The organism is Leisingera sp. ANG-DT (assembly GCF_000813785.1).
Classification (GTDB): Bacteria; Pseudomonadota; Alphaproteobacteria; order Rhodobacterales; family Rhodobacteraceae; genus Leisingera.
Window position 1 is genome coordinate 24,559 of sequence record NZ_JWLE01000011.1, and the last position, 13,457, is coordinate 38,015.

12 protein-coding genes are annotated in these 13,457 nt (G+C 62.0%); 3 read left to right on the forward strand and 9 right to left on the reverse strand.

What is annotated here, in order from left to right:
• Positions 1-104 precede the first annotated feature (104 nt).
• The 4 genes from RA21_RS11955 to RA21_RS11970 form a co-directional block, all read right to left on the reverse strand.
• Positions 105-1,547, reverse strand: coding sequence for an aldehyde dehydrogenase (locus tag RA21_RS11955; RefSeq protein WP_082008939.1), 1,443 nt, complete (start codon positions 1,545-1,547; stop codon positions 105-107).
• Positions 1,454-3,073: a tripartite tricarboxylate transporter permease gene (locus tag RA21_RS11960; RefSeq protein WP_039149192.1), complete on the reverse strand. Its 1,620-nt coding sequence runs from the start codon at positions 3,071-3,073 to the stop codon at positions 1,454-1,456. The genes RA21_RS11955 and RA21_RS11960 overlap by 94 nt, the downstream gene beginning before the upstream one ends.
• Positions 3,074-3,082: 9 nt before the next feature.
• A complete protein-coding gene (locus RA21_RS11965) occupies positions 3,083-3,613 on the reverse strand; it encodes a tripartite tricarboxylate transporter TctB family protein (protein ID WP_019297011.1) in 531 nt (176 codons plus the stop codon).
• 71 nt (positions 3,614-3,684) lie between these two features.
• Positions 3,685-4,632: a tripartite tricarboxylate transporter substrate binding protein gene (locus RA21_RS11970; RefSeq protein WP_039149195.1), complete on the reverse strand. Its 948-nt coding sequence runs from the start codon at positions 4,630-4,632 to the stop codon at positions 3,685-3,687.
• 161 nt (positions 4,633-4,793) lie between these two features.
• On the opposite strand from RA21_RS11970, the gene RA21_RS11975 reads away from it, so the two are divergent.
• Together RA21_RS11975 and RA21_RS11980 are read left to right on the forward strand one after the other, a co-directional pair.
• Complete coding sequence (locus tag RA21_RS11975) at positions 4,794-5,573, forward strand: IclR family transcriptional regulator (protein WP_039149198.1); 780 nt, start codon at positions 4,794-4,796, stop codon at positions 5,571-5,573.
• Between the two features lie 43 nt (positions 5,574-5,616).
• The gene (locus RA21_RS11980; protein WP_039149200.1) at positions 5,617-6,972 is read left to right on the forward strand and encodes an aspartate aminotransferase family protein; all 1,356 of its coding nucleotides are present in this window, start codon (positions 5,617-5,619) and stop codon (positions 6,970-6,972) included.
• A gap of 171 nt (positions 6,973-7,143) precedes the next feature.
• Here the strand turns inward: RA21_RS11980 and RA21_RS11985 are convergent, their stop codons facing one another.
• The 3 genes from RA21_RS11985 to RA21_RS11995 all read right to left on the reverse strand — a co-directional run bounded on the left by RA21_RS11985 (position 7,144) and on the right by RA21_RS11995 (position 10,133).
• A complete protein-coding gene (locus RA21_RS11985; RefSeq protein ID WP_052257647.1) occupies positions 7,144-7,455 on the reverse strand; it encodes a 2Fe-2S iron-sulfur cluster-binding protein in 312 nt (103 codons plus the stop codon).
• A 20-nt stretch (positions 7,456-7,475) separates the two neighbouring features.
• The gene (locus RA21_RS11990) at positions 7,476-8,765 is read right to left on the reverse strand and encodes a glutamine synthetase family protein (protein WP_039149205.1); all 1,290 of its coding nucleotides are present in this window, start codon (positions 8,763-8,765) and stop codon (positions 7,476-7,478) included.
• A 108-nt stretch (positions 8,766-8,873) separates the two neighbouring features.
• Positions 8,874-10,133 carry a cytochrome P450 gene (locus RA21_RS11995; protein ID WP_039149207.1) on the reverse strand — a complete coding sequence of 420 codons (1,260 nt, stop codon included), beginning with the start codon at positions 10,131-10,133 and terminating at the stop codon, positions 8,874-8,876.
• Between the two features lie 81 nt (positions 10,134-10,214).
• Here RA21_RS11995 and RA21_RS12000 point away from each other — a divergent pair, with 81 nt between their 5' ends.
• The gene (locus RA21_RS12000) at positions 10,215-10,925 is read left to right on the forward strand and encodes a type 1 glutamine amidotransferase (protein ID WP_019297018.1); all 711 of its coding nucleotides are present in this window, start codon (positions 10,215-10,217) and stop codon (positions 10,923-10,925) included.
• A 71-nt stretch (positions 10,926-10,996) separates the two neighbouring features.
• Here the strand turns inward: RA21_RS12000 and RA21_RS12005 are convergent, their stop codons facing one another.
• Positions 10,997-11,647: a GntR family transcriptional regulator gene (locus RA21_RS12005; RefSeq protein WP_019297019.1), complete on the reverse strand. Its 651-nt coding sequence runs from the start codon at positions 11,645-11,647 to the stop codon at positions 10,997-10,999.
• Between the two features lie 131 nt (positions 11,648-11,778).
• On the reverse strand, positions 11,779-13,404 hold the full coding sequence (locus RA21_RS12010; protein WP_039149210.1) for a sulfatase-like hydrolase/transferase: 1,626 nt from the start codon (positions 13,402-13,404) through the stop codon (positions 11,779-11,781).
• Positions 13,405-13,457: the final 53 nt, after the last annotated feature.

Sequence of the window (13,457 nt, forward strand, 5' to 3'; positions counted from 1 at the left end):
GTTTAATCAGCGCCTGGACGGCGGTCACCGGCACGCCCAAGCTTTTCATCTTACCAAAAATGCGCCCGCCGGAGGCCGCAGATTTTGCTCTCGCGAAGCCTGCTTCAGAGCTGGATCCAAGCGGTTTTTAGATCGGTGTATTTGTCCAGCGCGTGCAGCGACTTGTCATGCCCGTTGCCCGACTGTCCGACGCCCCCTAACGGAACGGTATTATCCGAACCTCCGTAGGTATTCACATGCACGACACCGGCACGAACGTCGGCGACCATCCGGTGCGCGCGGGACAGGTTTTCGGTCCACACCGCGGCGGCCAATCCGAAGTCGGTACCATTGGCCAAACTTAACGCTTCTTGTTCGGTCTCGAACTTGGTTACTGCCAGAACCGGCCCGAAAACCTCGCGCTGGAACAGCGCATGATCCCGGGTCACATGGGTCACGATGGCCGGCGACATATAGGTGCCGCCTGTGTCTTCCAGAATGCGCGTGCCGCCGGTCACCACCTGCCCGCCTTCGGACCGCGCCATGTCCATGAACGACAAGTTGCGGCGAAGCTGCTCCTCAGAGTTCACAGCGCCGACCTGCGTGCTCAGTTCGAGCGGGTCGCCCACCAGCAGTGCCTCCGCCTCAGCTTTCAGCGTCTCAACAAACTCGTCGTGAATCGAAGCCTCGACCAGCAGGCGGGAACCGGCAATGCAGACCTGTCCGGAGTTCCGGAAGATGCCCGACGCAGAGACTTTTGCGGCCTTGCCCAGATCCGGCGCATCCGCAAAGACAATGTTGGGAGACTTGCCGCCCAGCTCCAGGTAACAACGCTTGAGGTTAGACCGCGCCGAAGCTTCCAAAAGCTTGCGCCCCGTAGCGCCTGAGCCGGTGAAGGCCAGCACATCCACATCCATTGAAGCGGCCAGCGCCGCGCCGGTTTCAGCACCGGAGCCGGTTACCACGTTCAGCACCCCGTCCGGCAGCCCGCATTCGGAACAGATTTCGGCCAGCCGGAGCAAGGAGAGCGAAGCGGTTTCGGCAGGCTTCAGCACCACCGAATTGCCCATCGCCAGCGCCGGCGCCAGCTTCCAGGCACCGATCATCAGCGGAAAATTCCAGGGAACAATTGCCCCCACCACGCCCACCGGCATCCGGTGCACCAGCCCCAGCACGTCGGGTGCGGTCGGTGCGACTTCACCCGCCACCTTGTCCAGCGCCTCAGCATAATAGCGGAAAGTTCCCGCTGCCGATCCCGGCTCTGCCTTCAGAGCCATATTGAACTCGGTGCCATTGTCGCGCACGCCCAGAACCGCCAGCTCAACCGCCTCGGCAGCGATCCGGTCCGCAATCCTGTGCAGCACCTGCTTGCGCGCGGCGGGGCTCAGTCCGGCCCAGCGGCGATCCTCATATGCCCGCCGCGCCGAAGCCACAGCCTTTTCGACATCGGTTGCAGAGGCGCCCGCCAGCGTCGTCAGAACAGATCCGTCAACCGGCGAAGCAACTTCGAGTGTCTGGCCCGAACCTTCTTTCCATGATCCTTCAAGAAAGAGTTTCTGCGGCGCCACATCAAGCTGCCGAAGCTTGTCGATGCGCGATTGGTCTGCCATTCGGCCTCCTTCAGTTCCTTCCGGTCCTTCAGCACCCGCAGGATATGGACCGCCAGAACGATGATGATGATGCAAAACAGGATGAACGCCACCGGGCGGTCAATGAAATCAAAGGGTTCCTTCACCCGCGCCATGCCCGCGCGCAGCTTCACCTCCATGATGCCGCCCAGGACCATGCCCAGGATGATCGGCACCGACGGCAGCGACAGGCGCTTCAGGATATAGCCGAGGATGCCAAACGCTGCCGCCATCACACAGTCGGTGGCGGAGTTGCGCAGGGAATAAACCCCGACGAAGCTGAGCGTCAGGATGCAGACGCCGAGAAACCGGTTGGGGATGCGCACCACCTGGATCAGCGACCGGGTGGCAAACAGCAGGAACAGCAGCACCAGCACATTCAGCACCAGCAGTGCGAGATACAGTGCGACGACAAAGTCCATGTCGTTCTGGAAAAGCCCCGGCCCCGGCACCACGTTGTGCACATAGAACACCGACAGCATCATTGCCGTCAGCGCCTCACCCGGAATGCCCAGCGCCAGAAGCGGCACCATGGCAGCAGCAGGCACCGCGTTGTTGGCGGTTTCTGCAGCGATCAGACCTTCGGAGGAGCCATTGCCGAAATCCTGCGGCCGTTTCGATGTCTTTTGCGCATAGGTGTAGGACATGAACTGCGCGGTGAACTCGCCCACACCGGGGATCATCCCCATCAAGACGCCAAAGGTGGCAGAGACCCCCGCTACGCGCGGATGGCGTACCAGCTCGCGCAGCCCCTGGAACATGCCGCCGCGCAGGCGGGTCATCCGGACTTTCTCGTCTTCGTCGGTCAGCAGGACAAACGCCTGCGAGATCGCAAACAGCCCCAGAACCACAACGATAAGGTTGATCCCGCCGCCCAGGAAATCCTGCCCGAAGGTGTAGCGCTGGGTGTATTTCACCGGCTCCAGCCCGATGGTCTGAAGGAAGATCCCGAAGCAGGCCAGCGTCCCGGCAATCAACGCCTGGCCGCGGTGCGCGACCACCACCAGGATGAGGCCCAGCAGCGCCGCCATGAAAATCTCGCGCGAACCGAACATCGGCGCAATCTTTGCCAGCACCGGCGCAAACAGGATCAGACAGATGACCGAGAAGATGCCGCCAAAGAAGCTGGCCGAATAAGCCAGGCTCAAGGCGCGGCGCGGCTCGCCCCGCGCGGTCATCGGATAGCCGTCATAGGTGGTCAGCGCATTGACCGCGGTGCCGGGCGTGTTGATCAGGATCGCCGGGATCGCACCGCCGTACATGGAGGAGCCGTAGATCCCCAGCAGCACCGTCAGCCCGACAATCGGGTCCATCGAGAAGGTCGCGGGCAGCAGGATCGCAATTGCCACTGCCGGGCCAACACCGGGAATGGCGCCAATCAGCACGCCGCCGACTGAACCCGCCAGCAGCGCCAGCGCCACGTCCCAGCGCATCAGGATGTCTATTGCAGAGAGGATCAGGTCCATGACGGGCACTCAGAGATAGAGAATGAAGAAACTGCGCAGCGATCCCGGCAGGTACTCATAGATGAGCGCGCCAGGGATCTTGACCGACAGCAAGGCCTTGAACAGCACCACCACGGCCACCGCAAAACCGGCGCTGATCCACAGCATGAAGGGGCTGCGGTAGCCCATCCGCCAGCTCAACAGCGGAACGAAAACCAGCGTCACCGGGAGGTAACCGATTATGGGAACCAGCAGGACATAACCCATGAACCAGCCGGCGAATTCAAACACCTGCCCCCAGCGCTTGACCTCCCACAGGTCATAACGGCTGACCCGCCGCCAGGGCAGCTTGTAGAGGTGCAGCCCGCCCAAGAGCACCATGCCGCCGATGGCAACAGCAGGCCAGAACCGGGGTTGGGCAAACAGTTTCGTCTTCTGCACCCAAGTGGTCTGCTCCGTAATCAGGACCAGCAGCAGCAATGCGACGCCCACCATGACCAGGGCAAAGACAAGCTGACCGCGCCGCGGTCCTACAAAGCGGCGTTCACGTTCCGATGGCATCTGAGGAGCTCTTTGTCCGCGCGAAGGGAAAGGGCACCGGGACCCCGCAAGGCCCCGATGCAGGGGGAGGATTATTCCGACAGCAAGCCGCCGATGCGGGCCATGGTATCGATGTCATTGGCCACGCGGGCTGCGCTGTCGTCCGCGCTCTGCCAGTAAACCAGCGCTCCGGTTTCCTTGGCGATATTCTGGGCGCGCTCGCTCATTACCGTCTTTTCAGCAACCGCAATGATCTTGTCACGCACGTCCTGCGGGGTGTCCTTGGTCACGAACAGCCCGTTCCACAGGGCGATATTCAGGCTTTCGTCCAGCTCGCCGATGGTCGGTGCATCAGGCGCCAGCGGGATACGCTCGTCAGTGATAGAGACCAGCACCTTGACCTGATCCAGACAGGGCAGCACCAGCTGCAGCGTGGTGTTGATCACATCCGCATCGCCGGAGGCCAGCGTGTTGCAGTCCAGCGCATCAAATGCCGCATCCGAGCCCCATTCAAAGCCGGCGTTCTTGGCATAGGCCTTGGTCACCTGCGTCGGGGTCAGAACATCGCCGAAATGACCCAGCGCCACGTCGTTATCCTTGGCATAGGCCGCCAGCTCTTCCATCGTGCTGTAGGGCGCATCGCCTGAGGTGGCGATCACAAAGGGATAGGTCAGGAAGATACCCAGCGGGTCGAACTTGGCCGGTGTCAGCGGCGGGATGTCGATCTGGTGGCCCATCACCGGCACACCGATCACGAAAGAGCCGATGGTGTAGCCATCTGCCGGCGCATTCGCGACCTCGATTGCCCCCGGGAAGGGCCCGCCGCCGCCGCCCGGTTTATTCACCACAGCTGCAGCAACACCGTATTCGTTCTGGAAATCCTCGGCGATCATCCGCGTCAGCACATCCTCCAAGTCACCCGGCGGCCACGGCACGATGAAGTTAACCGGTTTTTCCGGATACTCGGCCTGCGCCGCAACCGCGCTCAGCCCCAGCGCCGCCGCTGCGACCGCCCCTTTCATGAGGGTTTTGAGTTTCATGGCTTTCCTCCCAGTTTGGCCATTCGGTTCACTATTCGAACCATTGGTTTGAATTTAGATTGACAGGCGCCCCCGTTATCTGTCAACAAAATTGCATCAAAGGTGCGTCTTTTTGCGCAGACGGCACCTGGCAAGACCTAACAGGGAGCATCGGCAAGAGCATGGGAACCGTGTCCAAAGCCTTGTCATTACTGACTTATTTTAACCATGGCCGGACTGAGATCGGGCTCAGCGACCTCACGCGCTTGTCGAGCATGAACAAGGCAACGGTCTACCGGCTGATGAGCGAACTGCAGGAATCAGGCTTTGTCGAACAGGCCGGCAGCGATCGTTCCTACCGGCTCGGCCCGCAGGTCTTGCGCCTCGCAGCTCTGCGCGAGGCAGCGGTTCCGATTCTTTCTGTTTCGCGCCGGGTGCTGCGTGACCTCAGCGACGAGACCGGTGAGACCACCCACCTGTCGCTGCTTCAGGGCAGCCAGCTGAATTCACTGTCGCACGCCTATTCCCCGCGCAATGCCACCAAAGTCATGATGGAGGACGCCGAGGTTCTGACCTTCCACGGCACCAGTTCCGGCATGGCGGTTCTGGCTTATGCCGACCCCGGATTTGCCGAGGAGGTGCTGTCGCAGCCGCTTGAGGCACGCACCTCCGAAACCATCACCGACCCCCAGGAAATCCGCGCCCAGCTGGACGAGGTCCGCTGCACCGGCATTGCCCAGTCCATCGGCGGGTTTGAGGCGGATGTGCATTCCCACGCGGTTCCCATCTTTGGCCCGGACCGCAAAGTGATCGGCGCATTGGCCGTGGCCGCGCCAGTCTCCCGGATGACCGCAGAACAGAAAAATCTGATCCCGGCGGCCCTGCGCCGCGCGGGCGCCACTCTCACCCATCGCATCGGCGGCTCTGCCCCTTCGGACTATCCGCAGGAAGAAACCGCCTGAACCCCTCACCGGCCCGGACCGGGCCGCCTCCAGGAGCTGCCCCATGAAAGACTCCAACTTTCTGAAAGAACACAATGCCAAATCCCTCTGGCACCCGATGGCGCATCCCGGCGACAGCCTGGCCAACCCGCCCGCCATCATCACCTCGGCCCAAGGGGTGAAGATCACCGACATCGACGGGCATGAGGTGGTCGATGCTGTCGGCGGCCTGTGGAACGTGAACCTCGGCTTTTCCTGCCAGGTGGTAAAGGACGCCATCGCCGCGCAGCTGGACGTCCTGCCCTACTACTCCACCTTCCGCGGCACCACCAACGACCAGGTGATCCAGCTGGCCGAGGAGCTGCGCAAGTTTTTTGCACCCGACGGGCTCACTCGCGCCTTCTTCACCTCCGGCGGCTCGGATTCGGTGGAAACCGCCCTGCGGCTCGCCCGCCAGTACCACAAGATCCGCGGCGAAGAGGGCCGCACCAAGTTCCTGAGCCTGAAAAAAGGCTACCACGGCACCCACATGGGCGGCGCCTCGGTGAACGGCAACGCCAACTTTCGCACTCAGTATGAGCCGCTGCTGCCCGGCTGTTTCCAGATCCCTGCCCCCTACACCTACCGCAACCCGTTCAACGAAACCGACCCGGAACGCCTCGCCCAGCTCTGCCTGCAGGCGCTGGAGGACGAAATCGCCTTCCAGGGCGCAGGCACCATTGCCGCCTTCATCATGGAGCCGATCCTCGGCGCGGGCGGGGTAATCCCGCCGCATTCCAGCTTCATGCCCGGCGTGCGCGAAATCTGCTCAAAAAACGGTATTCTATTGATCGCAGATGAGGTGATCACTGCCTTCGGCCGCACCGGATCGTGGAGCGGCTCGCGCCACTGGAGCGTGCAGCCCGACATGATGGCGACGGCCAAGGCCATCACCAACGGCTACTTCCCATTCGGCGCGGTGATGATTGCTGACCATATGACAGAGACCTTCGAGAAAGACACCACTGGCAAGGCAGCGATCGGCCACGGCTACACCTACTCAGGCCACCCGGTCGGTGCCGCCGCCGCCCTCGCCTGCCTCGAAGAAACGCTTCGCCTGAACGTGCCGGAAAACGCCGCCGTCCGCGGAACCCAGATCCACCAGGGACTGCTGGCGCTGCAGCAGAAGTACGAATTGATCGGCGATGTCCGCGGCGGCCATGGCCTGATGTGCGCGCTGGAGCTGGTATCCGACCGCAGCACCAAGGCAGCCGTGGACAAGAAAACCATCGGCAAATTGCAGGAGGTTGCTTATGAGGCAGGCGCAATGGTGCGGGTCTCTGGCCCCAACATCATTCTGTCGCCGCCGCTGGTGCTGAGCGAAGCAGAGGCGGATACCATCCTCTCCGCCCTCGACGCAGGTTTCGCGGCTGTGAGCTAAGTCCGGCGGACAGCGCAACCCGCGCCCGGGCCGCCAGGGCCGGGCGCCACCAGATACCATAGCGGGCCCGAAGCACATGCTTCGGGCCCGCACCTTCTGTGGCGCAATAAGAATACAGGCGCAGCTATCGCAACCGCGCCTGAGAGCATTTCCGCGATAGAGCCGCCAGCCTCAGCCCGCCGGCACCTCCAGCACCAAACCATCCAAATCAGGATGCGCCTCAATCTGGCAACTGAGGCGGCTGGTCTCCCGGCGCTCCTCTGCCAGATCCAGCATGGCGCCTTCGAACTCACCGGCCTCACCGCATTTTGCGGCCCACTCCGGATCCACATACACATGGCAGGTTGCGCAAGCGAGGCTGCCGCCGCACTCCCCCACCACACCCGGCACATCCTGCGCCAGCGCTGCTTCCATAAGGCTCTGACCATAGTCCACCGTTGCCGTGACAGCCCCGCCGCCCGGCAGTTTCCAGGTTAGTTGCATCGGTATTCTCCTACGGAGGATCAGATGAAATGCACGTAGAAATCGCGCATCCCGTCACCTTCCAGGTCGCGGGTCTTGCGCACTTCCTTGCGTTTCATGAAGACGTGGTTTGCAACCAGCTCCGGCCCGACTGCCGCGGCCAGCACGCTATCCCCTTCCAGATCGCCAACAGCGCCCTTCAGGTCCACCGCCGTGCCTTCCCGCGCATCGGTACGGTCAAACCCGTCGCCGGTCTCCATCGGCGGCAACTGGTGGCCGTTCTCAACCCCCAGCCGCGCCGCTTGCAGGACTGCCGCCACCGCGGTGTAAGGATTGGCCGAGGCATCCGCCATCCGGTGCTCCAGCCGCGCCTTGGCACCGCCCTCAGAGCTGATGCGCGTGGTCACATTGCGATGGTCGCCGCCCCAGTTCCGCCAGTACCCGGACAAAGACCCCGGCTGCAGCCGCATATAGCTGTTGGCAGTCGGCGCGATCAGCCCTGCAAGCCCCTTGTGATGATGCAAAAGCCCCGCCAGGCAGCCGCGTGCCAGATCGTTCATATGCTCCGGCCCGCCCCGCGGCCCTGACGACAGCGCATTGCCGCCCGCCTCGTCCACGAATGAAAAGTTGATATGCATGCCAGAGCCGCCGGCCTCGGCAATCGGTTTCGGCATGAACGTCAGGACAATGCCGTATTCCAGCGCCACTTCCCGCGCCATCAGGCGGAACAGCACGATGTCATCCACCGCCTTCACCGCATCATCAAAGGTCAGCGTGTATTCGAACTGCGGGCTGTCGAACTCGGCGGTGATCATGTCCAGCGAGAAGCCCATGTCATCTGCCATCGCCCAGATCCGGTCATTGAACCGCAGCGGGTCGGCAAACGGCCCGGTGCCATAGACCACCCCGCCCGGCGCATCATAGGGCATGAGCCGCCCGCTGTCGTCCGCCTGCAGGGCAAAGGCCTCCAGCTCGATCCCGACTTTTGGCGTCACCCCGTGCTTCTGCCAGTCCGCAACCGCACGCTTCAGCGCCCAGCGCGGGCACAGCGCCAGCGGCCGCCCCTCATCGTCATAGAGATCGCCCAGCACCACCTGGGTCGAGGCATGCCAGCTGTCGCGGATATCGTCATGCAGCCATTTCAGCTCCATATCCGGAAGACCCTGTTTCACCATCGATCCCGGCGCGTCCAGCAGATCCTTATCGTAATGGGTGCCAAAAACCGATCGGCAGAACCGCGTCGAGCCGTCACCGATCTTGGAATTCGGCAGGTATTTCCCCCGCATGATGCTGAGGTGGTCGCAGAACATCGCGCGCAAGCGGGTCTTCATGGCTCCAGGTCCTTCCCTGTTGGACAGTCTTCGGCATCTTTTTCCCGTGCCTTGTTACTTAACATATTTAGCGGTTTTCGCAGAGTCTTTCCTGCAAGAGCGCAATCCTCAAGCGGCCTCAACCCGCACCGGCAGTGACTTGATGCCGCCGACAAAATTTGACCGCAGGAACTTATGAGGTCCCGCAGCCTCGATATGCTGGATCCGCTTGGCCAGCTCCTGGAACAGCACCGTGACTTCCAGCCGCGCCAACCACATGCCCAGGCAGACATGCGGGCCGAACTGGCCGAACGACAGATGCCGGTTCGGGCTGCGGTGCAGATTCACGTGAAATGGATCATCAAACTGCTTTTCGTCGCGGTTGGCCGAGACAAACCAATAGAGCAGCTTGTCGCCCTCCCGGATGGTCTTGCCGTGCATCTCCACATCCCGGGTCGCCGTGCGGCGGAAGTAGAGCGCGGGCGTCGCCCAGCGGATGATCTCATCCGCTGCCGTCTCCCAGACGTCTCCACCCTCTTGCATCTGCGCCAGCAGCTCCGGCTGGTGGCACATCGCCTGAATGCCCGCGGCAATCGAATAGCGCGTGGTGTCATTGCCCGCTGCCACCAAGAGGCAAAAAAAGTTGCGGAACTCGGTTTCAGTGATGACCGAGCCATCCTTGGCCGGTTCCAGGATCAGGTTCAGCACGCCCGAGGTGTCGCCCTTGCGCGCTTTCTCCTCCATCAGATCCTTGGCATAGACATACAGCTCCGCCCCGGCGGGGGAATTGAAGGGCATCATCCGGAACTCATCCGTCTGCATCTTATCGAGCACATGCGAGGTGAAATCCGGATCGGTATTGGCGATCAGCGCATCCCCCTTTTCCACCAGCCAAGGCAAGTCCGCCTCCGGCAGGCCCACCACCCGGCCCAGCATCCGCATCGGCAGCTGGCGGGCAATCTCTTTGGTGGCGTCGAACTCCCCCTTGGCCAGCGCCTGATCCAGAATATCCGCGCAAAGGTCCCGGATGTCCTGCTCGTACTGCGCCATCGTAGTCTTGGAAAACGCCTTCAGGAGTTTCATCCGCACCTTGGAATGCTCCGGCGGGTCAGTCTCCTGAAAGGTACGCCGCGCCAGGTATTCCTCGTAGGACTGATCCTCCATCCGGATCCCACGGGCAGAGGAGAACACCTCAGTGTTCTTGTTCATCACCGTGATGTCCTCATAGCGGGTCACCGACCAGAAATTCCTGCCGCCGTCGTATTCGGTCCAATGCAACGGATCCTCCTGCCGCAGCCGGGCAAAGGTGTTGTGCGGCGCGCCATTGGCAAAGGTGTCATGGCTGCTCAGATCCGCATAGCCGTCGTCGGTGGGGGTCCAAACTGTCATTGCGGGCTTTCCTAACTTACTTGCATTATGTATATTAATAGAGCCTGTAATTATGTAAATGAAAATCTTGCGAGCGTTCCCATGCACTTGGCCATTCTGATGACCAACACAGACGAAAGCGAATTTGCCCAAAGGCACCCCAAGGACGGTGAGAAGTTCACCGACCTGATCCGGATGGCCAGGCCGGGCTGGCGCACATCCGTCTTTGCCGTGAAGGACGCAGAGTTCCCGCAGGATCTGTTTGCGTTTGATGGCGCGATGATCACTGGAAGCCCAGCCTCTGTCCGCTCCGGTGCGCCTTGGGTCACACAGCTGCTAACGCTGATCCGCACAGCCCATGCCCGGAAATTCCCGCTGTTCGGCGCCTGCTTCGGGCATCAGGCCATTGCACAGGCCCTTGGCGGCAGTCTTGACCGCAACCCGGACGGCTGGGTCCATGGGCTGACCCGCAATCATCTGCTGCACCACCCGGATTGGGCCATCCCGCTGCCTGATGAGGTCAAACTCTACGGCTCCCATTGCGAATGCGTCAGCACCCTGCCGGGCGGCGCTTCACCGCTTAGCGAAAGCGGCGGCATGAACACGGGCTTCACCCTTGGCCGCCACATCTTCACCACACAGCATCATCCGGAGATGACCCACAGCTTCATCCTCGCGCTGAGTGATGAAATGCGGGACACACTTGGCCCGGCCGTTTTTGCCCGCGCCCTGGAAAGCCTGGCGGAACAGTCAGATCAGCAAGCCTTTGCGGAAACCCTCGCCCGTTTCTTCGAGCAAGCTGCGCAGCCCTGACCCTGCGGCTTCTTTCTGGTCAAAATACCCGCGCCGCAGGCAGGGGCCGCCAGGCCCCCTTCCCTTCCGCTTCAGCCCAGAGCGGCCAGCAAGTCCATCACTGTCACCTGATCGAACTGCACATGCGCGGTCATTGCAGCTTCAGCCGCCTCCCGGTCATGGGCAAGGATCAGCGCGGCAATCTCCCGGTGCTCCTTGGCCGACTGCGCTATGACGCCGGGATACCGGTAACGCGCCCGGTAATAGGCCATTAGCTTGCGCGCGTTGGTTTTGATCATCTCAACAAGAAACGGATTGCCGGACCCTTCTGCCACGCAGGCATGAAACCGCAGGTTCAGCTGGTAATAGCCAGCCGGATCGCCGTCACCCTTCTCTGCTGCGTGTTTCTCGCAGGCGGCCACCGCCGCTTCCAGTTCCCCGGCCTGCGCCGGAGACAAACGCCGCGCGGCCAGCGCCGCTGCCTGCCCTTCCAGCCGGGCATGAACCTCAAGGATCGCCAGGAACTCCTCAAGCGTCGGCTTGAACAGAACCGCCCCCTTGCGCGGCAAACGCTTGATCAATCCAATGGCTTCCAGCTGAATGAAAGCCTCCCGTACCGGCGTGCGCGACACCCCGTGGCGCTGCACCAGCTCGCTCTCCTCCAGTGGCGCGCCGGGCACCAGCCGTCCGGCCTCGATATCCTCAAGGATTGCGTTCAGAACCTGTTCCGTCTGCCCTGCCATTCTGCCGCCTCTGATGCGTTTCCGGTCAATTTATGCGCCCCTCTGCAGCTTGGCAACGCGGGTAAGGGGCGCTGCCCCCGCCCTTACGGGCTCCCCCGAAGTACTTGCGCAAAGGTGAATAGGCAGGACAGCTACTGAGGCACGGGACCGCGGTACTTCTCCGTCAGCTCGGGTGCGACCTCGTCAGCCTCATAGACCCCCAGCAGAATCCCCTTGCGCCCAGACTTGCCGCGGCGCGCCTTGATCTGCGTGTCCGACAGGGTGATCCGCTGCGACATCCTGAGCCCCCATTCCAGCAAGCGGTCATACATCAGATCGATGATCTCCCGATGACCATCGCCCTTTGCCAGGTCCACCAGCTCCTGCGGATCATTCTCCATGTCGAACAACATCGGCCGCAGCCCGCCTTCCGCATGCATGAACTTCCAGCGCTTATCGGTGACCATGAACAGTCGTGCATCCTTCGGCTCCAGCCCCAGTTTTTCGCACAGCGGCATGGTGGAATAGTCGAACTCGGCAACAGCAAAGTCCCGCCATTCAGGGTTTTCGCCGCGCAGCAAGGGCATCAGCGAGCGCCCCTCCAGGATGTGCGGCGCAGGTTCACCGCCCGCTGACTCCAACAAGGTGGGCAGCAGGTCGATCGCCTCCACCAGTTCGTCGCAGGTGGTGCCGCGGGTGGCGTCGGCCTCCGCGCGCGGGTCATAGATGATCAGCGGCACCTTGATTGACGGCTCGTGAAACAGGTTCTTTTCCCCCAGCCAGTGATCACCCAGGTAATCGCCATGGTCCGAGGTCACCACGATCATCGTGTCCTGCATCCGCCCGGTTTCCTCCAGCCAGGCAAACAGCCGCCCCATCTGGTCATCAGCTTGCTTGATCAGCCCCATATAGGCCGGGATCACCTTCTCGCGCACTTCATCGCGGCTGAAGGTCTTGCCAATCTGGTTGTTCATCATGCCATCAAAGACGGGATGCGCACCTTCGCGTTCCGTTTCAGAGCGCACCACTGGCAGCACATGCTCCGGCCCGTACATATCGTGATAGGGTGCGGGCACGATATAGGGCCAATGCGGCTTGATGTAGCTGAGATGCGCGCACCACGGCCCCTCAGCCTGTGCGATGAATTCCATCGCCTGAGTGGTCAGCCAGGGTGTTTCGCTGTCTTCCTCGGCGACATTGGCAGGCTTGTCCGCATTGACCATGAACCAGCCGGAAGCAATGTCATTGCCCTCTATCCCGGCGTTGGCAAAGTCGTTCCACGGGTTCTCCCCCGGGTAGCCCCTTTCCTTCAAGTACTCATTATAGGGGCTACGCTTGCTGTCATAGAACCCGTCCGGCCCCTCCGCCCACAGCCCGTCATCTCGCACCCAGGGATCAAAGCCGCATTCCGACTGGCGCACCCCGATCACGCTGTCCGGCGCCAGCCCCAGCCGCTGCATCCCCTCGGCATCCGCCACCATATGGGTCTTGCCGATCAGGTGGCAGCCCATCCCTGCCTTGCGCAGATGGTCGCCCATCGTCCACTCGCCGACCCGTAGCGGGTAGCTGTTGAACTGCACGCCGTGGCTGGAGGGGTAACGCCCCGTATAGCTCGACATCCGCGATGATCCGCAGGTCGGCGACTGCACATAGGCGCGGGTAAAGCGCACGCCCCTGGAGGCCAGCCCGTCGATATGCGGCGTCTGCAGATGCGGGTGGCCGGCGCAGCTCAGATAGTCGAACCGCAGCTGGTCGAACATGATATAGAGAATGTTCATCGGCGCCTCCCGCGTTGCGTTGCCACATTAATAAACAAGTGAAGCAATTTTGG